Raw genomic sequence first — 24,235 nt, 5'->3', positions numbered from 1 at the left:
TTGATTTATTCCCTTGCGCGGGTGAACCTTCGTCGCATGGCAACCGGTCGCATGGCATCCGAGGGGCGCACCCAGGCGGAACTGCCGGAGCGCCTCTCCGGACACCTCGACGCGTACGCCGAGCACCTGCGGCTCGAGCGGGACAGGTCGGAGCACACCGTGCGGGCCTACCTCGCCGACGCCCGTTCGCTGCTCGAGCACCTGGTCGCGGACGTGCCCGACGCCGGTATCGGCGACCTCGACCTGCGGGTGATGCGGTCCTGGCTGTCCGGGCAGGCGGCCGCCGGGGTGGCCCGCAGCACCCTGGCCCGACGCACCGCGGCCTCGCGCACCTTCACCGCCTGGCTGACCCGGACCCGTCGCATCGCGCGGGACCCCGGCGCCCGGCTGGCGTCGCCGAAGTCGCACCGGACCCTGCCCGCGGTGCTGCGGCAGGAGCAGGCCGCGGACGCGATGCGCGCCGCGGAATCCGGTGCGGCACAGATGGACCCGATCGCGCTGCGGGACCGGCTGGTGGTGGAGTTGTTGTACGCCAGCGGAATTCGGGTGGGGGAGTTGTGCGGCCTGGACGTCGGTGACGTCGACCACGACCGCCGGGTGCTGCGGGTGCTGGGCAAGGGCAACCGGGAACGGTCGGTGCCGTTCGGCGGCCCGGCGGCCGAGGCGCTCGACGCCTGGCTGGCCGCCGGTCGGCCGCACCTGGTGCGCGAGCACTCGGGCTCGGCGCTGTTGCTCGGCAAGCGGGGCCGCCGGCTCGACCAGCGCCAGGCCCGTTCGGCGGTGCACGAGGTGCTGGAGGCGGTGCCGGGGGCGCCGAGCCTGGCCCCGCACGGGCTGCGGCACTCGGCCGCCACCCACCTGCTCGAGGGCGGCGCGGACCTCCGGGTGGTCCAGGAGCTGCTCGGCCACACCAGCCTGGCCACCACCCAGCTCTACACCCACGTCTCGGTCGCGCGGCTGCGCGCGGTGCACGACCAGGCCCACCCCCGGGCCTGACGCCCGCCGGGGTCAGCGGTCGGAGCCGTTCAGCGGTTTGAGCCGGACCGGCGTGGACCGGACCAGGCCCAGCGGGTCCAGGTAGAGCCTGCCGCGACGCAGGCCCCAGTGCAGGCATTCCGCGCAGCCCGGGTGGTCCGGTTCCAGGGTGCCCAGGACCGCGCCGCGTGTGACCCGCAGGCCCGGTCGCACCGTCGCCCGCACCGGTTCGTAGGTGGTGCGCAGGCCGCCGGGGTGGTCCACCGAGACCACCGGCCGGCCGGCGACGTCCCCGGCGAAGACCACCACGCCGTCGCCTGCGGCCAGCACCGGACCGCCCGGCGTGCCGACCAGGTCGACGCCGCGATGGCCGGGCAGCCAGTCCTGTTCGGGCGGGTCGAAGGCGCGGCCCAGTGCGGGGCGTGGGCTCAGCGGCCAGCCGAACGCCGCGGCGGCGGCGACGGGGTCGGGTCCGGCGAGCAGGATCAGGACCGCGAGTGCGGCGGCGGCGGGCAGGCGCATCCCTCCACGGTCGCCGGTCGTGGGCGCCTGCGGAACCCGTCCGGCGCGGCCTGTGGACGGGCGGCCGGGCTGTCCACAGGCGGCGGGGCACCGGTTATGACCCGCGGCGGGCAGGCCGTACACTTACCACGCGGTCTGTACTCGTGCAGTCCGACTTCGCGCGTCCGCGCATGAACAACCGGCCTTCGGCTGGTCCTGCATTCGTGCAGGTCCGACGGCCGTTCGGACGCCAGGGCAGGGGTCACCCGACCGCCTGCGTCAACCGGCAATGAAAGAGGTACACAGCCATGGCTGTCGTAACCATGAAGCAGATGCTCGACAGTGGTACCCACTTCGGGCACCAGACCCGTCGCTGGAACCCGAAGATGAAGCGTTTCATCTTGACGGACCGCAACGGCATCTACATCATCGACCTGCAGCAGACCCTCACGTACATCGACAAGGCGTACGAGTTCGTCAAGGAGACCGTTGCCCACGGCGGCACCGTCCTCTTCGTCGGCACCAAGAAGCAGGCGCAGGAGTCCATCGCCGCAGAGGCGACCCGCGTCGGCATGCCGTACGTGAACCAGCGCTGGCTCGGTGGCATGCTCACCAACTTCACCACCGTCCACAAGCGTCTGCTGCGCCTCAAGGATCTCGAGGCCATGGAGCAGAGCGGTGGCTTCGAGGGTCGTACCAAGAAGGAAATCCTCATGCTCACGCGTGAGATGACCAAGCTCGACCGCACCCTCGGCGGCATCCGGGACATGGCCAAGGTTCCGTCGGCCATCTGGGTCGTCGACACCAACAAGGAGCACCTCGCGGTCTCCGAGGCGCGCAAGCTGAACATCCCGGTCATCGCGATCCTGGACACCAACTGCGATCCCGACCTGGTCGACTACCCGATCCCGGGCAACGACGACGCCATCCGTTCCGCCGCGCTGCTGACCAAGGTTGTCGCGTCCGCCGTCGCCGAGGGCCTGCAGGCCCGCGCCGGCCGCAACTCCGGTGACGACGCCAAGCCCGAGGCCGGCACCGAGCCCCTCGCCGAGTGGGAGCAGGAGCTGCTCTCCTCCGCGGCCCCCGCCGCCGACGACGTCATCACCGAGGGTGGCCCCGAGTCCACCCGCGAGGCCGTCGCCGAGTCCGACGAGAAGCTCGCCGAGGCTCCCGCAGAGATCGCGGACGCCGAAAAGCAGGCCTAGTCGATCCGGCCCTGACCCGTCATCTCGACTGGGTCAGGGCCGTTTCGCCCCCTGCACCACCCCAGGCATCGAAACTCACTCAAGGAGGCTCGCCCCGATGGCGAACTACACCGCCGCTGACGTGAAGCGGCTCCGCGAGCTCACCGGCTCCGGAATGATGGACTGCAAGAACGCGCTCGTCGAGACCGAAGGCGACTTCGACAAGGCCGTCGAGCTGCTCCGCATCAAGGGCGCCAAGGACGTGGGCAAGCGCGCCGAGCGCACCACGGCCGAGGGCCTGGTCGTCGCCAAGGGCGGCGTCATGCTGGAGATCAACTGCGAGACGGACTTCGTCGCGAAGAACGCCGAGTACCAGGAGATGGCCGAGAAGGTCGTCACCGCCGCCGCCGCCGCCAAGCCGGCCGACCTCGACGCCCTCAAGGCCGTCGCGGTTGACGGCAGCACCGTCGACGAGACCGTCGCCGCCCTCTCGGCCAAGATCGGCGAGAAGCTCGAAGTTCGTCGCGTCGTGTCCTTCGACGGCCCGGTCGCGATCTACCTGCACAAGCGCAGCTCCGACCTGCCCCCCGCCGTGGGCGTGCTGGTCGAGTACACCGGTGAGGGCGAGGCCGCCGAGGCTGCCGCTCGCGCCGCCGCGATGCAGGTCGCCGCGCTCAAGGCGAAGTACGTCACCCGCGACGAGGTCCCCGCGGACATCGTCGATGCCGAGCGTCGCATCGCCGAGCAGACGGCCAAGGAGGAGGGCAAGCCGGAGGCTGCACTCCCCAAGATCGTCGAGGGTCGCGTCAACGGCTTCTACAAGGACGTCGTGCTCACCGAGCAGTCCTCCGTCTCCGACTCGAAGAAGACCGTCAAGGCGCTTCTCGACGAGGCCGGCGTGACCATCACCCGCTTCGCGCGGTTCGAGGTCGGCGCCAGCTAGTTTCGGCGCACACAGGCACCGACAGGGCCCCGTCTCCACTCGTGGAGGCGGGGCCCTGTCGCGTTCGCCGCGCCGGGTGACCCGACACCGTGTATCGGGAGCCGATAAGGCAAGATGGACAAGCAATCCATGACCATTTCGCGTCGGGAATGCCGATTCATGCTGGCCGCACCATCCCACGCGGCACAGAGACCGAGGAGAGCCATGACCGAACCCGCCCCAACCGACACGGCAAACCGCGACGGCTTCTCACGCGTCCTGCTCAAGCTCGGCGGCGAGATGTTCGGTGGTGGTGGGGTCGGCCTCGACCCGGACGTGGTGCAGACGATCGCCAAGCAGATCGCCGAGGTCGTCGCGACCGGTGCCCAGGTCGCCGTCGTCATCGGCGGTGGCAACTTCTTCCGCGGCGCCGAGCTGCAGCAGCGTGGCATGGACCGGGCCCGCTCGGACTACATGGGCATGCTCGGCACCGTGATGAACTGCCTGGCGCTGCAGGACTTCCTGGAGAAGGCCGGCGTCGACACCCGGGTGCAGACCGCCATCACCATGGGACAGGTCGCCGAGCCGTACCTGCCGCTGCGGGCGCGTCGCCACCTCGAGAAGGGCCGCGTCGTGATCTTCGGCGCCGGCATGGGCATGCCCTACTTCTCCACCGACACCACCGCCGCCCAGCGCGCCCTCGAGATCGGCGCCGAGGTGGTGCTGATGGCCAAGGCCGTCGACGGCGTCTACACCGCGGACCCCCGGGTGGACCCCACCGCCACCATGTACACCGACATCACCCACCGCGAGGTGATCGAGCAGGGCCTGAAGGTCGCCGACGCGACCGCGTTCAGCCTGTGCATGGACAACCAGATGCCGATCATGGTCTTCAACCTGCTCACCGAGGGCAACATCGCCCGCGCGGTCGCCGGTGAGAAGATCGGAACACTGGTCAAGTCGTGATTTCCGGTGACATCGTGAATGACACCGCCGTACCCGCCGAGCATGGAGGAACACCGTGATTGATGAAGCACTCTTCGACGCCGAGGAGAAGATGGAGAAGGCCGTCGCGGTGGCCAAGGAGGACCTCGGCGGCATCCGCACCGGCCGGGCGAACCCGAGCATGTTCAACCGCATCGCGATCGAGTACTACGGCTCGATCACCCCGATCACCCAGCTGGCGAGCATCAGCGTGCCCGAGGCGCGGATGGTCATCATCAAGCCGTACGAGGCCACTCAGCTGAACCCCATCGAGAACGCGATCCGCAACTCGGACCTGGGCCTGAACCCCAGCAACGACGGCAGCATCATCCGCATCTCGGTGCCGCAGCTGACCGAGGAGCGCCGCCGCGAGTTCGTCAAGCAGGCGAAGGGCAAGGGCGAGGACTCCAAGGTCGCCATCCGCAACGTGCGACGCAAGACGATGGACGAGCTCTCCCGCATCCAGAAGGACGGCGAGGCAGGCGAGGACGACGTCGCCCGTGCGGAGAAGGAGCTCGACAAGACGACGGCCAAGTACGCCGCGGTCGTCGACGAGCTCGTCAAGCACAAGGAAGCCGAATTGATGGAGGTCTAGTCGGTGTCTACCGAAGACACCGGACCCGGCCTGCAGGCGGGCGCGGTCACCGCGCCGCCGTCGAAGGCCGGCCGGAACCTGCCGGCCGCCATCGCGGTCGGAGGGGGGCTCGGGGCATTCCTGATCGCCACCCTGCTCTTCCTGCCGGATGCCTGGTTCGTCATCGTCGCCGCCGCGATGGCCGTCGCGACCTGGGAGGTCGCCAAGCGGCTGCGCGAGAGCGACATCCTGGTGCCGAGGATCCCGCTGATCCTCGGCGGGCAGGCGACGATCTGGCTCGGCTGGCCCTACGGCACCACCGGGGTACTGGCCGGCTTCGCGGGCACCGTGCTGGTGTGCATGGTGTGGCGGCTGCTGGACCAGGGCCTGCGGGCCACCCCGCAGAACTACCTGCGGGACGTCTCGATCACCGTGTTCGTCGCGGCCTGGATCCCGCTGCTGGCGTCGTTCGCGACGCTGATGGTGCAGCAGGACAACGGACCCGGACGGGTCTTCGTGCTGATGATCGGCATCGTGTGCTCGGACGTCGGCGGATACGCGGCCGGCGTGCTGTTCGGCAAGCACCCGATGGTCCCGGCGATCAGCCCGAAGAAGTCCTGGGAGGGACTCGCCGGATCGCTGGTGTTCGCGGTGATCGGCTCGATCCTGACCGTCACCCTGATCCTGGACGCGAGTCCACTGACCGGCGCCCTGCTCGGCGTGGTGCTGGTGCTGGTGGGCACCCTCGGCGACCTGATCGAGTCCCAGGTCAAGCGCGACCTCGGGATCAAGGACATGGGCACGTTGCTGCCCGGGCACGGCGGCATCATGGACCGCCTGGACTCGTTGCTGCCCGCCGCGTTCGTGACGTGGCTGGTACTCACCGCCCTGCTCTGACGCCGTGAGTCCCGCGCGCCCGGCCTCCGGACCGATCCCGAGCCCCAACATCTGGCACTGGCCGGAGATCTACGAGGTGGAGAACCGGGCGCAGGACGCGGACGGCGCGGTCTTCGCGGCGCTCCGGGACGTCGCGGACTGGTCCGACCGCGACGTCCTGGACCTCGGCTGCGGTACCGGCTTCCATCTGCAGACGTTCGCCGAGACCGCTCGCTCGGTGACCGGGGTGGAGCCGCATCCGCCGCTGGTGGCCCGGGCCCGTGACCGGGTCCGGGTGGTCACGCCGCCGATCACGGTGCTCGCCGGGTCCGCCGAGCGGATCCCGCTGCCCGACGACAGCGTCGACGTGGTGCACGCGCGCACCGCGTACTTCTTCGGCCCCGGTTGCGGCGCCGGCATCGTCGAGTCGATGCGGGTGCTGCGGCCGGGGGGCGTCCTCGCCGTGGTGGATCTCGACGCCACGGTCGGCGGCTACGGCGACTGGATGCGCGCGGACCTGCTGCACTACGACCCGGCGCGGGTGGAGGCGTTCTTCGACGCCCAGGGCTTCGACCTGGTGCGGGTGCGGACCCGCTGGGAGTTCGACAGCCGGGAGGCGATGCGGTCGGTGCTGGGCATCGAGTTCACCGAACGCACCGCGGAGCGGGCGTTCGCGCAGACCCCCGGGCTGGCGCTCGAGGTCGGCTACCGGATCCACACGCGGCGCGCGCCGGTCGGCCTGGTGCTCTGAACGCCGAGTCCGGGGAACCGACCTGACCGCAGGCAATCAGCGTCCATCGGACGCGGCGGCAGAGTCCGGTCGCTACAGTTCGGCCTGGACTCCGACGGGTCCGTCGAAAGTGTCATAGCGCCAAGGAGTCCCGCGTGAATGCTGGCAACACCGTCGGGCGGACGGCGCCGGGGAAGGACCCGGCCCTCGCGCCCACCCCGCCGATGGGCTGGAACAGCTGGAACCGCTTCCGCTGCTACGACCTGACCGAGGAGGTAGTCCTGGCGACCGCGGACGCGATGGTCGAGAGCGGGATGCGCGACGCCGGCTACCGGTACCTGGTGGTCGACGACTGCTGGCAGGCCTTCGCCCGTGGCGACGACGGCAGGCTGCGCTCGCACCCGGCACGGTTCCCGAGCGGGATGGCCGCCCTCGGCGAGCAGATCCACGCGCGCGGACTGAAGTTCGGTCTCTATCTGGCACCCGGGCGCAAGACGTGCGCGATGATCTACGACCGCTACCCGGCCCGCGACATCGGATCCTTCGGGTACGAGCAGCTGGACGCGGACACCCTCGCGGGCTGGGGCGTCGACTACCTCAAGTACGACTGGTGCCGGGCCGGTCGCGGCGGCACCGGACTCGACCACCGGGCGGCCTTCGAACGGATGGCCGCGGCCCTGGCGGCCACCGGCAGGCCGATCGTCTACAGCATCTCCGAGTACGGCAGCACCCGGCCGTGGGAATGGGCGGGGGAGTACGGGCACCTGTGGCGCACCACGCCGGACATCGGTCCGAGCTGGCGTTCGGTGCTGCGGCTCGTCGACCGCCAGCACGGGCTGGCCCGGTACGCAGGTCCCGGCGGCTGGAACGACCCCGACATGCTCGAGGTGGGCAACCGGGGGCTCGGCGAGCTGGAGTCCCGCAGCCACCTGATGCTGTGGGCGATGCTGGCGGCGCCGCTGTTCGCGGGCAACGACCTGCGCACGATGACCGAACAGACGCGTGGGCTGCTCACCCACGCCGGGGTGCTGGCGATCTCCCAGGACTCGCTCGGGCGGCAGGGGGAGCGGATCGCACGGTTCGGACGCGTCGAGGTGTGGCGTCGCGAGCTGAGCGGGGGCGTGGCGTACGGGGTGCTCAACCGGGGCCGTCGCGAGACCTCGCTCGAGGTTCGCGACGACGCGCTGGTCCTGTCCGGCGGAAAGGTGCTGTGCCCGCTCGCCGCCGACAGCGTCGACGTGTGGTCCGGGCAACCGGTCCGCGACCGGAAAGGTATGTGGCCGCTGCGCTCTCGTGAGATGGTGCTGGTTCGTTCCCCGTCCGGATGACGCGGGCACACCGTCGCCCGAAGGGACTCCCGATGCCCGTTCTCCCGCCCGAGTCCGCCGCGCCCACCGCGCCGCTGCCCGTCGCGGCACCGTCGACCGCGCCGCTGCCGGTCGCGTCGCGGTCCGTCGCGGCACCGTCCGCCCGGGCGTCCCGCGGCTGGATCGCCATGTTCACCCTCGCGTACGTGGGCATCAACATCGCGTGGTCCGGCCCGACGCAGGTGCTGATGTCGCCTCAGGTGGAGCGGCTGACGGACGGTGCGCCGTGGTTCTTCTCGGCCACCAGCAAGGAGACCAACCTCGCCGTCATCGGCTTCATCGCGGGCATCTTCGCGCTGCTGTCGACGCCGCTGTGGGGCGCCCTGTCCGATCGCACGGCATCCCGCTGGGGTCGGCGCACGCCGTGGATGGCCGGGGGCATGGTGGTGGTGGCGGCCGGGCTGGTGGCCACCGGGTTCGCGCAGTCGCTGCCGGCGGTGCTGTTGAGCTGGGTCGCGATGCAGACGGCGATCAACGCCGTCATCTCGCCGATGTCGGCCTCGGTGCCGGACCACGTTCCGGTCGCCCAGCGCGGCGTGGTCTCCGGCTGGTACGGATTCGCCTACACCCTCGCGGTCGTCGCAGGCACCGCGCTGGGCACCGTCGCGACCGCGGTGTGGGCGGGACCGACGGGGATCACGGTGGGGTACCTGCTGTGCGCGGCCGCCTGCGTCCTGGCGATGCTGCCGTTCGTCTTCTCGCGCTGGGAGACGCCGATCGCCCCGGTCGACCGGCCGCCGTTCCGGTTCGCCGAGCTGCTCGCCTGCTACTGGGTGGACGTGCGCAGGTACCCGGACTTCGGCTGGGCCTGGCTGACCCGGTTCCTCGCCACCCTGAGCACCGCGACGGCGCTGTTCTACCTCTTCTACTACCTGCAGGACGAGGTGGGGCTGACCCGCGACGACGCCGCGACCGGCGGCGGGCTCCGGGTCAGCGACGGGGTCCTGGTCCTCACCGTCGTCTACGCACTGTCGGTCTTCGTCACGGTGGTCCTGGCAGGCGTCATCTCCGACCGCGTCGGAAAGCGCCGGGTCTTCGTGTCGGCGTCGGCCCTGTTCATCTCGGTGGCGACGCTGCTGATGGCCTTCGTCCCGAGCTTCCCGGTGGTGGTGCTGGCGGCGGTGATCCTCGGTCTCGGCACCGGGGTGTTCACCTCGGTCGACTTCGCCCTGGTGACGGAGGTGCTGCCTGCGGCCGAGAGCAACGGCAAGGACATCGGCATCATCAACCTGGCGATCGCGCTGCCGAACGTGCTCTCGCCGGTGGTCGCGGCGGTCATGGTCAACTCGTTCGGCGGCTACACCGGGCTGTACCTGCTCTCCGGTGCGCTGTCGGTGCTCGCCGGGGTGCTCGTCTACCGGATCAAGGGAGTCGCCTGAGCCCAGTCCTGACGGTCAGTGCGCTGCGGAACGGGACCGTTTGGCGACGCGGCGGATCTGCACGATGCGGACCCCACCGGCGAGGGCCATGATCAGGGCGCCGGCGATGGCGGCGAGCAGCAGGCTGACCCCGAGCGGCAGCGAGAACTCCCACAGGAACAGGTTGAGCGTCACCTGGTCGAGGTTCTGCAGGATGAACACCAGCAGCAGCACCAGCACCAGTGCGCCGATGACCAGGCCCGTCCAGGTGGCGGCGGCCTTGGTGTGTCCCAGGCTCGTGTGCCGATCGAGCGCGGCCTGTTCAGGCGTCACGCCGGGCTCCCGTTCGACCACGGGCTCGGGCGTCACCGGGGCCGGGTCGGGTGTGTTGTCGGTCGGGCCGTGGCGAGGGTCCGGGCCGGGTCCTTCGGTCTGTGCCATGGCCACATCATCACGCACCGGATGTGTGATTGCACGCTCATCTCGCCCAGAATTCGCATGTCGCGGGCTTTCGATGGGACACTGGGAAACACTATGTCTGTTCCTGTCCCGCTCGTGTTCGATGCCCCGCGTCGCGGCATGCCGCCCAAGCACCTCGCCGATCTCGACGCGGAGGGCCGCCGCGCGGCCGTCAAGGAGCTCGGACTGCCCGCGTTCCGCGCCGACCAGCTGGCCCGCCACTACTACGGCCGGTTGGAGGCGGACGCCGAGAACATGACCGACCTGCCGGCCGCCGTGCGGGAGAAGGTCGGGTCCGCGCTGTTCCCGACGCTGCTGAGCCCGGTCAAGCACGTCTCCTGCGACGACGGGACCACCCGCAAGACGCTGTGGAAGGCGAACGACGGCACGCTGCTCGAGAGCGTCCTGATGCGGTACCCGGATCGCGCGACCCTGTGCATCTCGAGTCAGGCCGGCTGCGGCATGGCCTGCCCGTTCTGCGCGACCGGTCAGGCCGGGCTCACCCGGAACCTGTCCACCGCGGAGATCGTCGACCAGGTGCGGGCGGCGGCCGCCGCGATGCGCGACGGCGAGGTCGCCGGCGGCGCGGGCCGACTCTCGAACGTGGTGTTCATGGGCATGGGTGAGCCGCTGGCCAACTACAAGCGGGTCGTCGACGCGGTCCGCAAGATCACCTCGCCCGCGCCGGAGGGCCTCGGGCTCTCGCAGCGCTCGGTGACGGTCTCCACCGTCGGGCTCGCGCCCGCCATCCGCAAGCTCGCCGACGAGGGCCTGTCGGTGACGCTCGCGGTGTCCCTGCACACCCCGGACGACGAGCTGCGCGACACCCTGGTCCCGGTGAACAACCGGTGGTCGGTGGCGGAGGTGCTCGACGCCGCGAAGTACTACGCCGACCAGACCGGTCGCCGGGTGTCGATCGAGTACGCGCTGATCCGTGAGATCAACGACCAGCCGTGGCGTGCCGACCTGCTCGGCAAGAAGCTGCACAAGGCGCTCGGGTCCCGGGTGCACGTGAATCTGATCCCGCTGAACCCGACGCCGGGCAGCAAGTGGGACGCGAGCCCGAAGGACGTCGAGCGCGAGTTCGTGCGTCGGGTCCTCGCGCAGGGCGTCTCCTGCACGGTCCGCGACACCCGCGGACAGGAGATCGCCGCCGCCTGCGGTCAGCTGGCCGCCGAGAACTGACGCCGCCGACCGGCGGCACCGACAGCAACGACTGCGGCCGCGCAGTTCCCCGAGGGGAACCGCGCGGCCGCAGTCGTGTGTGTCTTGGTCGCTACCGCGGCTTGCGGCGCTGCAGGATGTCACGGACCAGCAGGAACACCATGAAGGCGGAGATGCCGACGAGCCAGAGGTCCTCGACCTTGCCCTCGTGGTTGCCGATCGTGTACACGAGCAGGAACGCGGCGAAGAACCAGCCGAGGAAACGGAACAGCCGGGGCGCCTCACCGCTCCAGCCCCACGCTGCGGACGGAACTTCTGCGGTGTCGACGTGTGCGGCGACGAGGGGCTCGTTGACGCTGGGGTCCAGCTCGGTGGCCACGGTCGATCCTCCTGCTCGTACGGGTGAAAGTGTAGGCATATCGTGGCATACGACTATGTGTCGTAGCCAGCTGGGTCAGGCCTTCCGGACCACACTCGACTTGAGCTGCATCGGGCCGATGCCGTCGACCTTGCAGTCGATGTCGTGGTCGCCGACCCCGTCGACCAGTCGGATGTTGCGCACCTTGGTGCCCGCCTTGATGCCCGTCGGGCTGCCCTTGACCTTCAGCGTCTTGATCACCGTGACCGTGTCGCCGTCGGCGAGGACGTTGCCGACGGCGTCCCGGATGACGCCGTCCTCGGCGCCGGCCGGGTCCGCGTCGGACGCCGGTGCCCACTCGTGCGCGCACTCCGGACAGACCAGGAGCGGGCCCATTTCGTAGGTGTACTCGCAGGAGCACTGGGGGCAGGGCGGCAGGGTCTCGTCCATGCCGGACATCGTAGGTCAGCGCCCCGCGCGGGCCCGCCGCGCCGACCGCGGCGTAAATCTGTGTGTACCTGTGCAATTCTCTCAGGCTTCGTCAGGAACAATGGACACGTGGCTGACAACCAACCGACTCGCGTCCTGCTGCTGGGCAGCACCGGCTCCATCGGCACCCAGGCCCTCGAGGTGATCGCCGCCAACCCCGACAAGTTCGAGGTGGTCGGCCTCGCCGCGGGCGGCGGCAACATCGACCTGCTGGCCGCGCAGATCCGCGCGACCGGCGTCACCCGGGTGGCCGTGGCCGACCCGGCCGCGGCCGCGCGGCTCGACCTGCCCGGGGTGCTCGCCGGGCCCGACGCGGTCACCGAGCTGGTCCGCGGCACCGAGGCGGACGTGGTGCTCAACGCACTGGTCGGCTCGCTCGGCCTCGCGCCGACCCTGGCCGCGCTCGAGTCCGGCGCCCGGCTGGCGCTGGCCAACAAGGAGTCGCTCGTCGCGGGCGGCCCGTTGGTGACCGCCGCCGCGGCACCCGGTCAGATCGTGCCGGTGGACTCCGAGCACTCGGCGCTGGCCCAGTGCCTGCGCGGCGGCCGCGCCGAGGAGGTGGACCGGCTGGTGCTCACCGCCTCGGGCGGTCCGTTCCGCGGCTGGAGCGCCGCGGCCCTCGAGTCGGTCACCCCGGAGCAGGCCGGCGCCCACCCGACCTGGTCGATGGGCCCGATGAACACCCTCAACTCGGCCACCATGGTCAACAAGGGCCTCGAACTGATCGAGACGCACCTGCTGTTCGGCATCGACTACGACCGCATCGACGTCACCGTGCACCCGCAGTCGATCGTGCACTCGATGGCCACCTTCACCGACGGCTCCACGCTGGCGCAGGCCAGCCCCCCGGACATGAAGCTGCCGATCGCGCTCGCCCTCGGCTGGCCGGACCGGGTGGCCGGCGCCGCCGCGGCCTGCGACTTCACCCAGGCCGCCACCTGGACCTTCGAGCCGCTGGACTCGGCGGTGTTCCCGGCCGTCGACCTGGCCCGCGCGGCAGGCAAGGCGGGTGGCTGCATGACCGCCGTCTACAACGCCGCCAACGAGGTGGCCGCCCAGTACTTCCTGGACGGCGCGCTGGCGTTCCCGGCGATCGTGCGTACCGTCGAGCGGGTCCTCACTGGTGGTGACGGGTGGACGGCGGCACCGGCTACCGTGGACGACGTGCTCGCCGCCGACGGCTGGGCGCGGGCGCGGGCACACGAGCTCGTCGAGCAGGAGGGCTAGAGCGCAGATGGTGTTCGTACTGGGAGTGGTGCTGTTCGCGCTCGGCATCACCATCTCGATCGCGCTGCACGAGGCGGGCCACATGTGGACCGCCCGGGCGCTGGGGATGAAGGTCCGCCGCTACTACATCGGCTTCGGGCCGAAGATCTTCTCGTTCCGCCGCGGCGAGACCGAGTACGGACTCAAGGCCATTCCGGCAGGCGGGTTCTGCGACATCGCCGGCATGACCATGCACGACGAGCTCGCCCCCGACGAGGTCGACCGGGCGATGTACAAGCAGAAGACCTGGAAGCGCTTGGTCGTGATGTCCGGCGGCATCGTGATGAACTTCGCGCTGGGCACCGTGCTGGTCTTCGTGCTCGCGATGGGCTGGGGGCTGCCGAATCCGGAGACCCGGGCCGTGGTGGAGGGCGTGACCTGCGTGTCCCCGACGCAGGGCACGAAGGAGCAGGACTGGGCGCTCGCGTCCTGCACTGGTGTCGGTCCGGCGCAGGCCGCCGGCATCGAGAAGGGCGACGTGGTGATCGCGGTCAACGGCACGCCCACCTCGACGTTCTCCGACGTGGTCAAGGCCACCCAGCCGCTCTCCGGCACCGCCGAGTTCACCGTCGACCGCGACGGGGAGACGGTCACCGTGCCGGTCCAGGTCCAGCAGGCCCAGCGCTGGGTGAACAACCCGGAGTCGACCGACCTGCCGCCGATCTCCAAGGAGGTCGGCGCGATCGGCATCCAGGCGCCTCCGCCGCTGGTGAAGTACTCGGCGCTGGCCGCGGTGCCCGCGGTCGCCGACTTCTCCGGCGACATCTTCGCGCGCAGCGTCGAGGGCCTGGTGCAGATGCCGAGCAAGGTCGCAGACCTCTGGACGGCCGTCACCGGCGGCGAGCGCGGCCTCGACACCCCGGTCAGCGTCGTCGGCGCGTCGGTGATCGGCGGCCAGGCGGCCGAGGCCAGCAACTGGGAGACGTTCGTGCTCCTGCTGGCGACGCTGAACTTCTTCCTCGGCATCTTCAACCTGGTGCCGTTGCTCCCGCTCGACGGCGGGCACATGGCCGTGGCGATCTACGAGAAGATCCGCAACGCGCTTCGATTCCGTCGTGGGCTGCCCGCGGGCGGGCCGGTCGACTACGCGAAGCTGATGCCGCTGACCTACGTGGTTATCGTCCTCGGTGGCGCGTTCATGCTGCTCACGCTCACGGCGGACATCGTCAACCCGATCAAGATCTTCTAGTAAAAGCTAGACTTTTCCCTGTAGCGACGAAAGAAGGCACCACCCGTGACTAGCTCCGTTGGACTGGGCATGCCGGCCGGCCCGGCCGCCGTGCTCGCCCCCCGCCGCAAGACCCGCCAGCTGATGGTCGGCAACGTCGGCGTCGGCAGCGAGTCCCCGATCTCGGTGCAGTCGATGTGCACCACCAAGACTCACGACATTAACGCGACCCTGCAGCAGATCGCCGAGCTCACCGCGTCGGGCTGCGACATGGTCCGGGTCGCGTGCCCGCGCCAGGAGGACGCCGACGCGCTGGCGACCATCGCGCGCAAGAGCCAGATCCCGGTCATCGCGGACATCCACTTCCAGCCGCGGTACATCTTCGCTGCGATCGACGCCGGCTGCGCCGCGGTGCGGGTCAACCCCGGCAACATCAAGGAGTTCGACGGCCGGGTCAAGGAGGTCGCCAAGGCGGCCGGTGACGCGGGCATCCCGATCCGGATCGGTGTGAACGCCGGTTCGCTGGACCCGCGGCTGATGGAGAAGTACGGCAAGGCCACCCCGGAGGCCCTCGTCGAGTCCGCGCTGTGGGAGGCGGGCCTGTTCGAGGAGCACGGCTTCGGCGACATCAAGATCTCGGTCAAGCACAACGACCCGGTGATCATGGTCGAGGCCTACCGCCAGCTCGCCGCCAAGTGCGACTACCCGCTGCACCTCGGCGTGACCGAGGCGGGCCCGGCCTTCCAGGGCACGATCAAGTCGGCCGTCGCGTTCGGCGCGCTGCTGGCGGAGGGTATCGGCGACACCATCCGCGTCTCGCTCTCGGCCCCGCCTGCGGAGGAGATCAAGGTCGGCACCCAGATCCTGCAGTCGTTGAACCTGCGCCCGCGCAAGCTCGAGATCGTCTCCTGCCCGTCCTGCGGGCGCGCGCAGGTGGACGTCTACACACTGGCCGACCAGGTGACCGCAGGGCTCGAGGGCATGGACATCCCGCTGCGCGTCGCGGTGATGGGCTGCGTCGTCAACGGCCCCGGTGAGGCCCGCGAGGCCGACCTGGGCGTCGCGTCGGGCAACGGCAAGGGGCAGATCTTCGTCAAGGGCAAGGTCATCAAGACGGTGCCGGAGGCGATGATCGTCGAGACGCTGATCGAGGAGGCCATGCGTATCGCCGAAGAAATGGGTGACGGTTCCGACTCGGGTGCGCCGGTCGTGACTGTCAGCTAGAACCACACCGTATGGTGGGCGTCACGTCCACTGGACATTTCGATCGGACCCGGGGGTGACAGGGTGCTCAAGCTCCTCGGTGCCAGGCAACTCGGCACGCGAGACCGCGCTGACGTGCAGGCGGTACTCGAGGCCGACCCTGTCGCGTCGTGCATGGTGGCGGCCCGGGTCGAGGATCTCGGCGTGGAGCCGCGGGCGATCAACGGCGAGCTGTGGAGCCGGGGTGGGCCGACGGAGTCGCTGTGCTTCTCCGGCGCGAACCTGGTTCCGCTGCTCGGCGGTGTCAACGACCTGAGGGCCTTCGCGGACCGGGCGTGCCGGGTGCCGCGGATGTGTTCCTCGCTGGTCGGCCGCGCCGAACTGACCATGCCGCTGTGGGAGATGCTCGAGGCGGACTGGGGCCCGGCCCGGGAGGTGCGCGCTGATCAGCCGCTGCTCGCCCTGTCGGGACCGCCCACCATCGACCCGGATGCACTGGTTCGCCCGGTGCGGATGGAGGAGCTCGACGCGTACCTGGTGGCCGCGATTGCGATGTTCATCGAGGAGGTCGGTGTCGACCCGCGGACCAGCGACGGGGGCCGCGGCTACCGCAGGCGGGTCGCCGGGCTGATCGGGTCGGGACGGGCCTGGGCCCGGTTCGACGCGGGCACCGTGGTCTTCAAGGCCGAGGTCGGCTCGTTGTCCTCGCAGGTCGGTCAGATCCAGGGGGTGTGGGTGCACCCGCGTTACCGTGGCCAGGGCCTGGGTGCCGGCGGTACCGCGGCGGTGGCCGCGGCGGTGGTCCGGACCGGACGGGTCGCGAGCCTCTACGTCAACTCGTACAACCACGCCGCCCGCAAGACCTACGAGCGGATCGGCTTCACCCAGGTCGGCACCTTCGCCACCGTCCTGCTGGACTGAGTGCCGGGCGCGCGCCTCGACCAGTCTGTCCGGGCGCGCACCTAGGATGGGCGGCGATGATCTCCCGTACCGCCCGCCGCCGCTTCCGCTCGCCCGTCGTCCTGGTCGTGACGGGCGTCCTCGCCGTGGGACTCGCGGCCTGCACCCCCAAGCCGGCCGGCCCCGATCCGGTTGCGCAGCAGTTCCTCTCCGCAGTCGCCGAGCGCGACACCGCCGCGGCCGCCGAGCTCTCGGACCGTCCGGCCGACGCTCAGGCCGCGCTCGACTCGGCCTGGGAGAACCTGCAGGCCCAGTCGCTGACCGCGTCCACCGGCGCGGTCCGGATCAACGGCGACACCGCCACCGTCGACTACACCTACGAGTGGCACCTGCCCAAGGACCGGGTGTGGACGTACACCGGCGAGCTGCAGATGGGCCGCCGCGACGGGCAGTGGGGGGTGCGGTGGAGCGCGACTGACATCCACCCCAAGCTGGGCGACACCCAGACGATGTCGCTGCGGGCCACCCCGGCGCCGCGGGCCCGGGTGAACGAGCGGGCCGGCTCGGACGTGCTGGTGCCCGGCGTGGTCCAGCGGGTCGGTTTCAACCCGCGTGAGGCCGGCAACGCGGCCGCCGTCGGTGCGGCGCTCGCCGCGGCGTTGGCGCCGTTCGACAAGACGTTGACCGCGCAGTCGCTGGTGGAGTCGGCGACCGCGGTCGGCGGCACCTACCCGGTGATGGCGCTGCGTCAGGAGGACTACGAGCCGATCGCGGCGACGTTGGCAGGGTTGCCGGGCGTCTCGGTGGTCGAGGAGGCCGACCTGGTTGCCACCGACAGGTCCTTCGCGCCGGACCTGATCGGTCAGGTCAAGAAGCGGGTCATCGACGAGGTGGACGGCAAGGCCGGCTGGAGCGTGGTGACGATGAACAAGAACGGCGTCGACATCGACGTGCTCACCGACACCAAACCCCAACCGGCGCCGTCGTTCTCGGTCACCCTGGACCGTCCCGTCCAGGTTGCAGCGCAGAACGCCGTGGACGCCCGGAGCGACCAGGCGATGATGGTCGTGGTGCAGCCGTCGACCGGCGCGATCCTGGCGGTGGCACAGAACAAGGCCGCCGACCGGGACGGGCCGGTGGCGTCGACCGGCCTGTACCCGCCGGGCTCCACCTTCAAGATCATCACCGCGGGTGCGGCAATCGACGGCGACCTGGCCCAGCCGGGGAGCATGGTCGGCTGCCCGGGCCGGATCGAGATCGGCGAACGGACGGTGCCCAACTACAACGAGTTCGCGCTGGGCACCGTCTCGATGAGCACCGCGTTCGCCCGCTCCTGCAACACCACCTTCGCCAAACTCGCCAGCGAGATGCCTGCGGACGCGTTGACGGTGGCCGCGGCCAAGTTCGGTGTCGGACCCGACTACACGGTGCCCGGGCTGCCGACCGACTCCGGTTCGGTGCCGCCTGCGTCGGACCTGGTGCAGCGCACCGAGGACGGCTTCGGCCAGGGCAAGGTGGTGGTGAGCACCTTCGGGATGGCGCTGGCCGCCGCCACGGTCGCGAACGGGTCGACGCCGGTGCCGCACCTGATCGTCGGTGAGGACACCGAGATCTCGGGTGCGCACCCGGAGATCAGCCCGGCGATGGTCGACGGCCTGCGCGGGATGATGCGGGAGGTGGTCACCAGCGGCACCGCCGAGCGGATCGCCGACCAGGGCGAGGTGTACGGCAAGACGGGGGAGGCCGAGGTCGACGGCGGATCGCACGCCTGGTTCGTCGGCTACCGCGGCGACCTCGCGTTCGCGACGCTGGTGGTGCGGGGCGGCAGCTCCGACAACGCCGTCGCAGTGACCCGGGAGATGTTCGCGGCGCTGCCGGACGGGTACTGAGCGAAACTCGTTCGACCGGAGGGGCATCGAGGGCCACACTGGTGGCCGTGTCCGATGCATTGGTACCCCGACCGGAGTCGTTCCGCGCGCTCGCGCGTTCCTCGCCGTGGCGCTGGACGATGCTCGAATTCGAGCTGGACCGGTCCGGTGAGGTCGAGCATGCGTGGATCCGGCGACCCGATCAGCTGCGGGTCGAGGACCGGTCCGGCGCGGTGCTGTACACCACCGCCGGCGTCACCACGACGGCGTCGCCGGTGGCGCGGTACTCCGACGGTGGCGGCGAGCGCGTCACGCGGGTCTGGCCGACGGACGTCGAACCCGTCTACGGTGCAGACGGATTGGTCCTCGAGCGACCCGGCGGATTCGGCATCGAGTATGACGAGCCGTTTCACGAAGACTACTTCTGGGTCGCGCTGCTCGATCCCGCAGAGTTGGCTGCGGGCGTCGAGATACGTGAGGTGACGGCGGTGGAGCACCACGGCAGGCCGGCGTGGGAGGCGACGGTATGGCCGACGGGCGAGTACGAGCCTCGGTGCTCGTGCTGTTCGTTGCTCTGCGGTGACGGTGAACCGGGTACCGGCCCGTGGCCGCGTACGGCCGAGTCGGTGGTCCGGCTCGACGTGCAGACCGGAGTGTGCGTGTCGGTCCGGCACGTCGGTGGGACCGGTGCCGGGGCCGGCCCCCAGCGGGCGGACATGCGGATTGCGACGGTGGACGCACCGATCGCCGACGAACTGTTTCGTCGGCGTCGCTGGTTCGGGCACCGCGGGGGTCGATGACGGCGACGTGCGCTGCGGGCGACGTGCGCTGTGGATGACGGAAGCTGCGGGCAAGTACCCGATCAAAGCGTGCGAGCCGGCGCTGCACCGCGCTGAAACTCACACGGGACAGCGCAGACCGGTTGCAGCCGAGGGTGTCTCGGCGCAACCGGTCCGGTTGTGGGTGGTGCAGGTCTTCGCCGGGTGACGGTGTGTGGCCTGTGCCTGCGGGTCAGGCCGTGTCGGTGGTGCGCCGGTTGTGGGCCGGCCGGGGTCTTCGCGCCGGGTCGACCCAGGCGGGTGGTGTGAACCACGGGTGGCCGTCTGCTTCGATCTTCACGGCCCAGTGGTTCTTGTGGATGATCGTGTGGTGCTTCTTGCACAGCAGCACCAGGTTCGACAGTGCGGTCTTGCCGTCGTCGGACCAGTGGATGATGTGGTGGGCGTCGGTCCAGGCGGCGGGGCGTCCGCAGCCGGGGAACGCGCATCCGCAGTCTCGTGCGACGAGTGCCTTGCGCAGGCTTGGTGTGACGAAGCGGGTGCTGCGGCCGACGTCGAGCGGGTTGCCCTCCTTGTCGACGAACACCGCGGTGACCTTCGCGTCGCAGGACAGGCGGGCGGCGATGGCGGCGGACACGGGTCCGGCCCACGGCATGCTGGCGTGCCGGACGCGGCGGTAGTGCCGAGGCGGCCGGACGTCTGAGCAGTTCTCACCGTGTGTGGATCTGGTTGCGCCGATGGGTCCGGTTGCGGCGATGGGTCCGGTTGCGTTGTCGGAGTGGTAGTCCCACCCGTTCTTCGTCCAGGCCCCGGTCGCGGGCGACTTCGCGGTCTTGGCGACAGCTTCTTTCAGTGCGTCGAGGTCGATGGTGACGGTGACGTGTGGTTGTTCGCCGCCCTCGACCGGTCCGCGGGCGTTGTCGAGGTGGCCGCGGATGATCTGCTCAAGCGCGTCGGCGCGGCGCTTGGCGGCGGAACGGGGGTCGCGGATTGGGTTTCCGTCGTCGTCGGTGCTGGGGTGCGGCTTGGACAGTCCGGAGAGTGCGGTGTTGAGGGCTTCGCCGACTTCGGCGTCGAAACTGCCCTTCACGTGCACTCGTCCGCCGAGTGTGGCGGAGGCGTGGAATTCGTTGAGTTCGGGGTTCTCTCCGTCCGGTGGGACGGTTCCGTCGAGTTGCAGGAGCAACTCCAGTGCGCGGGCGCGGCGGCGGAGGACGGTGGCGTTCTCGAGTTGGGCGGCGATGAGGAGGTAGGCCTGGCAGTCGTCCGGGCGCCCGGTTTCTGGGTCGGGGTGGTTCCAGTCCGTCTCCACCGGCGGGCCAGGCTGGCCGACGGTGAGTCGTTCGAGTCGGGCGAGGAAGTCGACGATCACCTGAACGTGGCCCAACTCGATTCGCCCGGCATCCAATGCGGCGGCCATTCGCGGGTGCAACGGCAGTTCCCGGCCGAGCCGGACGATCCTGCCAGCGTGGCCTGCGGACATGTGTGTGGTGTCGGAGAGCCAGGAGGTGGTGTCGGCGGCACCGAGGTGGTTGGGCACGCATCGCTGGTCGGCCTCGTGCACCAGCCGGACCCGCAGAGCTTCCAGCTCGAGGATCTTCGATGACAGCTCCGGAACCGTCGAAGCCAGTTCGGTTTCGTCGAGTCGCCATGCCTCGACCCCGGTGGGGTCGGTGAGTATGGCGTCGAGTTCCATACATCAAACAATACTAGAACACATATTCGATCACAATGATGTTTCGCCAGGTGAACGGCCTTTGCCTCGTGCGCGCTTGTGTTCCCGTGGGGCCGAAAGCGCGCACGAGTGCCGGAGGCGTCTCAGGCGGAGGGGGCGTACACGCGGGCGTCGATGACGCGCATGTCCTTCCGGTTCAGGTAGGCGAACAGCACGGCATGGCGACCGTCGACGGTGCAGGACGCGGTGACCGTGTCGCCGGCAGCGATGGTCTTCGTCAGGTCGGTGACGACGCGGCCGCCGAGCATCCGCAACGCCTCCTCGTTGCCGCCCGCCGCGGACTCGACGAACCGCTGCACCGCGCGCTTGCCGGGCGCGCCGACGCTGCGGACGGCGGCGCCGAACGCGAGCGAGCCGCCGAGGCCCTGCAGCCGGAGCATCCGCGCACCCATCCCGGCGCCGACCCGGAGTTTCGCGGGCGAGACCCCCGCCACCTGGGCGAACATCGGTCCGACCTCCCAGTGCGCGGCGATCCGGCGGATCCGCGGCTCGCCGTCGTCGAGGGTGGCCTCGTAGAGCAGGTGCATCGGGGCCTTCGCCGTGACGCCGCCGGCCAGCCCGGTCTCGATGGTCACGTCGCGGATCACGTTCAGCCCGTCGACGATGTCCTCGCGCTCGATGTGGAAGCGGATGTCGTTGGGGGCGATGAAGGTCTCCCAGAACCGGTCCAGGGGCGCGTTGCCGCGCTCGCCGCTGCGGCGGTCGTAGAGCCCGCCGTGCACGGGGCGCCCGCCGACCGGGTCCTCGACCACGTGGCGGTAGGCGAAGAGGTCGAGCCAGGCCTGTTTGTCCTTCGCGGCGACCGCGGCGGGGGAGGCGTGGGCCAGCGCCAGGAGGGTGTCGGTGGTCGCGGTCATGGCTCTCCCGTGGTCGGCGGTGTCGGTACCACGGAGTATGCCAGGAATGCTAGAACGTGTTCCAGAATTGCCGCCGTCTACGTTCCCGGATCAGTTCATCGGTCCGGGCGGGACGCCTTTCTCGCCGAGGTACTCCGGGTGCAGTTCCGCCTTCACGCCGAGGCGCTTGTTGACGGCCACCGTGACGAACCACAGCACCACCCCGACGGCGAGCAGTACGCCCGCGATCTTGTACTGCACCGGGTCACGGTCGGTGAGCGGGGTGGCCAGGAACGCGCAGCTCACCGCGCCGACGATCGGCAGCACCGTGGGCGCACGGAAGTGCTTGTGGTCCACCGTGTCCCGGCGCAGTACCAGGACCGCGACGTTGACCACGGTGAACACGCAGAGCAGCAACAGTGCGGTGGTGCCGCCGAGTTGGGGCACCTCACCCACCACCGTGATCAGCGCGAGCGCCAGCACCGTGGTGAAGCCGATCGCGACGTACGGGGTGCGCCGCGACGGGTGCACCCGGCCGAGCGCGGAGGGCAGCACGTGCTGGCGGGCCATGCCGTAGAGCAGGCGGCTGGCCATCAGCATGTTGATCAGCGCGGAGTTGGCGACCGCGAACATGGTGATGAAGGCGAAGATCCCCAGCGGGAACCCCGGCGCGCCCGCCTCGACCACCTTCAGCAGCGGGGTGTCGCCCTCGCCGAGTTCGTTCGTCGGCACCAACGCGACCGCGGTCACGGACACCAGGACGTAGATCAGGCCCGTCGAGACGAGGCCGATCAGCAGCACCTTCGGGAAGATCCGGCTCGGGTCCTTGCACTCCTCGGCCATGTTGACCGAGTCCTCGAATCCGACCATGGCGTAGAAGGCGAGCGTGGTCGCGGCGATCACCCCGCCGAGAGCCGAGCGGTCCCCGGTGTCGAAGGTGGCGGCGCGGGAGAAGTCGCCGTCGCCGACACCGAGCGCCCACATGCCGATGAAGATCACGATCAGCAGGCCCGACAACTCGACGCAGGTGAGCACCACGTTCAGCTTCACCGACTCGCTGACCCCGCGGAAGTTCACGGCCGCGACCGCGAGCATGAAGATGATGCCGATGACCGTGATGCCTGCGCCGGTGCGCACGTCCCAGTCGAAGGCCTCGGCGAAGTTGGAGGCGAACGCCCGGGACGCCGTCGACGCCGAGGTGATGCCCGAGCACATCACCGCGAACGTCACCATGAAGGTGAAGAACTGGATGCCGAAGGCCTTGTGCGTGTACAGCGCGGCCCCGGCCGCCTGCGGGTACTTCGTCACCAGTTCGAGGTAGCTGAACGCGGTGATCAGGGCGACCAGGAAGGCCACCAGGAACGGCAGCCACACCACACCGCCCACGTCGTTGGCGATCTGGCCGGTGAGGGCGTAGATGCCGGTGCCGAGGATGTCGCCGACGATGAACAGCAACAGCAGCCACGGGCCCATCACGCGTCGGAGGGTGGGTTCGTGCGTGCCGGCGTCCTCGGTGGGTCGCGGAGTGGTCACGTCCGGCTCCTCTCGCTGTGGGCCACCCGGTCGGTGGCGCCGAGCTACGGCAGCAGTCCCAGTCGCCGGGCGGTGACCACGGCCTCGTGGCGCGAGTGCGCGTCCAGCTTGCCCATCGCGGTGCGCAGGTAGCTCTTGACCGTCTCCGGGCGCAGCGAGAGCCGGTGGGCCACCTCGTTGTTGGTGCAGCCGAGCGCGATGTGGGCCAGCACGTCCAGCTCGCGGGGCGAGAGGGTGACCGTGTCCGGTGCCGCGGTGTCGCGCTCGCCGGCGAGCGACGCCAGCTTCTCGGCCACCGCCCGCAACCGTTGGCGCAGCGGACCCTCCGGCACCGACTGGGCGATGCCGCGCAGGTCGGCGTGCACGTCGCGAATCCCCTCGGCGACGGCGGCGTCCACGGCGGGTCCGGCGGTGTCGAGTACGGCCAGCATCCGTAGCCGGCGGTCCACCTCGTCGCGGACGGTGATCTCGGCGGCGAGCCGGCGGCCGGCCTGGATCAGCGCCTCCGCGGTGCGGTCGCCGATCGCGGTTGACTCGCGGACCGCGGCGTAGAGCACCGCCCGGGAGGCGCCGTCGACCATCACCGGCACCGCGAGCACCGAGCGCAGGCCCTCGCCGAGCACCGGGGCGTCGTAGTGGTGGGTGATGGTCCGGTCGCTGCCGTAGTCGGGCACCGCGGACGGCCGCCGCAGGTGCACGACGCGGCCGCCGAGTCCCGACGCGGGCGGGACCACCAGGCCCCGGAGGCCGTTGGTCCGGGTGCCGAGGAACTCGGTGAGGTGCAGCGCCCCGTCGTGCACCTCGCCGCCGAACAGCACCGGGACGGCCGTCAGCGCGGCGGTGTGCCGCAGCTCGGCCCGCAGCGCGTCGCCGTCTCGGGGGCGCAGGAGCGACGGCGTGCCGGGGACCATGTCGGCTACCCCTTTCCGGGGGTGGTGGAAGTGTCTTGTGAGCTAGATCATATGTCCTGACGAGGGTCCGGTCCGAACCGGACCACTGCGAGAAG

Annotated in this window: 24 protein-coding genes; 16 read left to right on the top strand and 8 right to left on the bottom strand. The window is 70.3% G+C overall.

The features are described 5' to 3' along the window. Positions 1-51 precede the first annotated feature (51 nt). A complete protein-coding gene (locus tag ACFO6S_RS05090; RefSeq protein ID WP_378415229.1) occupies positions 52-996 on the top strand; it encodes a tyrosine recombinase XerC in 945 nt (314 codons plus the stop codon). A gap of 12 nt (positions 997-1,008) precedes the next feature. Here ACFO6S_RS05090 and ACFO6S_RS05085 read toward each other — a convergent pair whose 3' ends face one another. Further along, a complete protein-coding gene (locus tag ACFO6S_RS05085; protein WP_378414732.1) occupies positions 1,009-1,497 on the bottom strand; it encodes a M23 family metallopeptidase in 489 nt (162 codons plus the stop codon). Between the two features lie 287 nt (positions 1,498-1,784). Between ACFO6S_RS05085 and rpsB the strand changes: the two genes are divergently transcribed. The 8 genes from rpsB to ACFO6S_RS05045 all read left to right on the top strand — a co-directional run bounded on the left by rpsB (position 1,785) and on the right by ACFO6S_RS05045 (position 9,492). Beyond that, positions 1,785-2,681, top strand: a complete 897-nt coding sequence (rpsB, locus tag ACFO6S_RS05080) for a 30S ribosomal protein S2 (protein ID WP_378414731.1) — start codon at positions 1,785-1,787, stop codon at positions 2,679-2,681. A 97-nt stretch (positions 2,682-2,778) separates the two neighbouring features. Then, a complete protein-coding gene (tsf, locus tag ACFO6S_RS05075; protein WP_378414730.1) occupies positions 2,779-3,603 on the top strand; it encodes a translation elongation factor Ts in 825 nt (274 codons plus the stop codon). Between the two features lie 204 nt (positions 3,604-3,807). Continuing rightward, entirely contained in the window at positions 3,808-4,548 is a 741-nt protein-coding gene (gene pyrH, locus ACFO6S_RS05070) for a UMP kinase (protein WP_378414729.1), read from the top strand. 55 nt (positions 4,549-4,603) lie between these two features. Further along, positions 4,604-5,161 (top strand): ribosome recycling factor, encoded by a 558-nt coding sequence (gene frr, locus ACFO6S_RS05065; RefSeq protein WP_378414727.1) that lies wholly within the window; start codon positions 4,604-4,606, stop codon positions 5,159-5,161. Between the two features lie 3 nt (positions 5,162-5,164). Further along, positions 5,165-6,037 (top strand): phosphatidate cytidylyltransferase, encoded by an 873-nt coding sequence (locus ACFO6S_RS05060; protein ID WP_378414725.1) that lies wholly within the window; start codon positions 5,165-5,167, stop codon positions 6,035-6,037. A 4-nt stretch (positions 6,038-6,041) separates the two neighbouring features. Next, positions 6,042-6,767, top strand: coding sequence for a class I SAM-dependent methyltransferase (locus tag ACFO6S_RS05055; RefSeq protein ID WP_378414723.1), 726 nt, complete (start codon positions 6,042-6,044; stop codon positions 6,765-6,767). A gap of 134 nt (positions 6,768-6,901) precedes the next feature. Beyond that, positions 6,902-8,074, top strand: a complete 1,173-nt coding sequence (locus tag ACFO6S_RS05050; protein ID WP_378414722.1) for a glycoside hydrolase family 27 protein — start codon at positions 6,902-6,904, stop codon at positions 8,072-8,074. A 32-nt stretch (positions 8,075-8,106) separates the two neighbouring features. Next, positions 8,107-9,492: an MFS transporter gene (locus ACFO6S_RS05045; RefSeq protein ID WP_378414720.1), complete on the top strand. Its 1,386-nt coding sequence runs from the start codon at positions 8,107-8,109 to the stop codon at positions 9,490-9,492. A gap of 15 nt (positions 9,493-9,507) precedes the next feature. Here the strand turns inward: ACFO6S_RS05045 and ACFO6S_RS05040 are convergent, their stop codons facing one another. Next, positions 9,508-9,912: a lipopolysaccharide assembly protein LapA domain-containing protein gene (locus tag ACFO6S_RS05040; protein WP_378414718.1), complete on the bottom strand. Its 405-nt coding sequence runs from the start codon at positions 9,910-9,912 to the stop codon at positions 9,508-9,510. Positions 9,913-10,005: 93 nt separating this feature from the next. Here ACFO6S_RS05040 and rlmN point away from each other — a divergent pair, with 93 nt between their 5' ends. Continuing rightward, a complete protein-coding gene (rlmN, locus tag ACFO6S_RS05035; RefSeq protein WP_378414716.1) occupies positions 10,006-11,115 on the top strand; it encodes a dual-specificity RNA methyltransferase RlmN in 1,110 nt (369 codons plus the stop codon). Between the two features lie 91 nt (positions 11,116-11,206). On the opposite strand, the gene ACFO6S_RS05030 is transcribed toward rlmN, so the two are convergent. Next, on the bottom strand, positions 11,207-11,512 hold the full coding sequence (locus ACFO6S_RS05030) for a DUF2631 domain-containing protein (protein ID WP_378414715.1): 306 nt from the start codon (positions 11,510-11,512) through the stop codon (positions 11,207-11,209). 36 nt (positions 11,513-11,548) lie between these two features. After that, complete coding sequence (locus ACFO6S_RS05025; protein WP_378414713.1) at positions 11,549-11,902, bottom strand: zinc ribbon domain-containing protein YjdM; 354 nt, start codon at positions 11,900-11,902, stop codon at positions 11,549-11,551. 108 nt (positions 11,903-12,010) lie between these two features. On the opposite strand from ACFO6S_RS05025, the gene dxr reads away from it, so the two are divergent. The 6 genes from dxr to ACFO6S_RS04995 all read left to right on the top strand — a co-directional run bounded on the left by dxr (position 12,011) and on the right by ACFO6S_RS04995 (position 19,146). After that, positions 12,011-13,168, top strand: a complete 1,158-nt coding sequence (gene dxr / locus ACFO6S_RS05020) for a 1-deoxy-D-xylulose-5-phosphate reductoisomerase (protein ID WP_378414711.1) — start codon at positions 12,011-12,013, stop codon at positions 13,166-13,168. 7 nt (positions 13,169-13,175) lie between these two features. After that, on the top strand, positions 13,176-14,396 hold the full coding sequence (locus ACFO6S_RS05015; RefSeq protein WP_378414709.1) for a M50 family metallopeptidase: 1,221 nt from the start codon (positions 13,176-13,178) through the stop codon (positions 14,394-14,396). 45 nt (positions 14,397-14,441) lie between these two features. Continuing rightward, the gene (gene ispG / locus ACFO6S_RS05010; protein ID WP_378414708.1) at positions 14,442-15,599 is read left to right on the top strand and encodes a flavodoxin-dependent (E)-4-hydroxy-3-methylbut-2-enyl-diphosphate synthase; all 1,158 of its coding nucleotides are present in this window, start codon (positions 14,442-14,444) and stop codon (positions 15,597-15,599) included. 63 nt (positions 15,600-15,662) lie between these two features. After that, positions 15,663-16,499: a GNAT family N-acetyltransferase gene (locus tag ACFO6S_RS05005; RefSeq protein ID WP_378414707.1), complete on the top strand. Its 837-nt coding sequence runs from the start codon at positions 15,663-15,665 to the stop codon at positions 16,497-16,499. A 56-nt stretch (positions 16,500-16,555) separates the two neighbouring features. After that, positions 16,556-18,367: a penicillin-binding transpeptidase domain-containing protein gene (locus ACFO6S_RS05000; RefSeq protein ID WP_378414705.1), complete on the top strand. Its 1,812-nt coding sequence runs from the start codon at positions 16,556-16,558 to the stop codon at positions 18,365-18,367. A 47-nt stretch (positions 18,368-18,414) separates the two neighbouring features. Continuing rightward, positions 18,415-19,146: a hypothetical protein gene (locus ACFO6S_RS04995; RefSeq protein ID WP_378414703.1), complete on the top strand. Its 732-nt coding sequence runs from the start codon at positions 18,415-18,417 to the stop codon at positions 19,144-19,146. Between the two features lie 211 nt (positions 19,147-19,357). Here ACFO6S_RS04995 and ACFO6S_RS04990 read toward each other — a convergent pair whose 3' ends face one another. From ACFO6S_RS04990 to ACFO6S_RS04975, 4 genes are all read right to left on the bottom strand, one after another. Next, positions 19,358-20,821 (bottom strand): HNH endonuclease signature motif containing protein, encoded by a 1,464-nt coding sequence (locus ACFO6S_RS04990; RefSeq protein ID WP_378414701.1) that lies wholly within the window; start codon positions 20,819-20,821, stop codon positions 19,358-19,360. A 122-nt stretch (positions 20,822-20,943) separates the two neighbouring features. Continuing rightward, positions 20,944-21,717: a transporter gene (locus ACFO6S_RS04985; protein WP_378414699.1), complete on the bottom strand. Its 774-nt coding sequence runs from the start codon at positions 21,715-21,717 to the stop codon at positions 20,944-20,946. A 90-nt stretch (positions 21,718-21,807) separates the two neighbouring features. Continuing rightward, positions 21,808-23,169, bottom strand: a complete 1,362-nt coding sequence (locus ACFO6S_RS04980) for an APC family permease (RefSeq protein ID WP_378415227.1) — start codon at positions 23,167-23,169, stop codon at positions 21,808-21,810. A 104-nt stretch (positions 23,170-23,273) separates the two neighbouring features. Then, the gene (locus ACFO6S_RS04975) at positions 23,274-24,140 is read right to left on the bottom strand and encodes a LuxR C-terminal-related transcriptional regulator (RefSeq protein ID WP_378414697.1); all 867 of its coding nucleotides are present in this window, start codon (positions 24,138-24,140) and stop codon (positions 23,274-23,276) included. Positions 24,141-24,235 lie beyond the last annotated feature (95 nt).

The sequence above is a fragment of the Rhodococcus kronopolitis genome, assembly GCF_042654025.1.
In the GTDB taxonomy this organism is placed as follows: Bacteria; Actinomycetota; Actinomycetes; order Mycobacteriales; family Mycobacteriaceae; genus Rhodococcus_G; species Rhodococcus_G kronopolitis.
This window is presented reverse-complemented; position numbering and strand designations above follow the sequence as displayed.

Bases quoted from the DNA above. Each gene is read 5' to 3' on its own strand.
- ACFO6S_RS05090 (WP_378415229.1), top strand. From the start codon at position 52: ATGGCATCCGAGGGGCGCACCCAGGCGGAACTGCCGGAGCGCCTCTCC.
- ACFO6S_RS05085 (WP_378414732.1), bottom strand. From the start codon at position 1,497: ATGCGCCTGCCCGCCGCCGCCGCACTCGCGGTCCTGATCCTGCTCGCC.
- rpsB (WP_378414731.1), top strand. From the start codon at position 1,785: ATGGCTGTCGTAACCATGAAGCAGATGCTCGACAGTGGTACCCACTTC.
- tsf (WP_378414730.1), top strand. From the start codon at position 2,779: ATGGCGAACTACACCGCCGCTGACGTGAAGCGGCTCCGCGAGCTCACC.
- pyrH (WP_378414729.1), top strand. From the start codon at position 3,808: ATGACCGAACCCGCCCCAACCGACACGGCAAACCGCGACGGCTTCTCA.
- ACFO6S_RS05045 (WP_378414720.1), top strand. From the start codon at position 8,107: ATGCCCGTTCTCCCGCCCGAGTCCGCCGCGCCCACCGCGCCGCTGCCC.
- ACFO6S_RS05040 (WP_378414718.1), bottom strand. From the start codon at position 9,912: ATGGCACAGACCGAAGGACCCGGCCCGGACCCTCGCCACGGCCCGACC.
- rlmN (WP_378414716.1), top strand. From the start codon at position 10,006: ATGTCTGTTCCTGTCCCGCTCGTGTTCGATGCCCCGCGTCGCGGCATG.
- ACFO6S_RS05030 (WP_378414715.1), bottom strand. From the start codon at position 11,512: ATGCCTACACTTTCACCCGTACGAGCAGGAGGATCGACCGTGGCCACC.
- ACFO6S_RS05025 (WP_378414713.1), bottom strand. From the start codon at position 11,902: ATGGACGAGACCCTGCCGCCCTGCCCCCAGTGCTCCTGCGAGTACACC.
- ACFO6S_RS05015 (WP_378414709.1), top strand. From the start codon at position 13,176: ATGGTGTTCGTACTGGGAGTGGTGCTGTTCGCGCTCGGCATCACCATC.
- ACFO6S_RS05000 (WP_378414705.1), top strand. From the start codon at position 16,556: ATGATCTCCCGTACCGCCCGCCGCCGCTTCCGCTCGCCCGTCGTCCTG.
- ACFO6S_RS04990 (WP_378414701.1), bottom strand. From the start codon at position 20,821: ATGGAACTCGACGCCATACTCACCGACCCCACCGGGGTCGAGGCATGG.
- ACFO6S_RS04985 (WP_378414699.1), bottom strand. From the start codon at position 21,717: ATGACCGCGACCACCGACACCCTCCTGGCGCTGGCCCACGCCTCCCCC.
- ACFO6S_RS04980 (WP_378415227.1), bottom strand. From the start codon at position 23,169: ATGGGCCCGTGGCTGCTGTTGCTGTTCATCGTCGGCGACATCCTCGGC.
- ACFO6S_RS04975 (WP_378414697.1), bottom strand. From the start codon at position 24,140: ATGGTCCCCGGCACGCCGTCGCTCCTGCGCCCCCGAGACGGCGACGCG.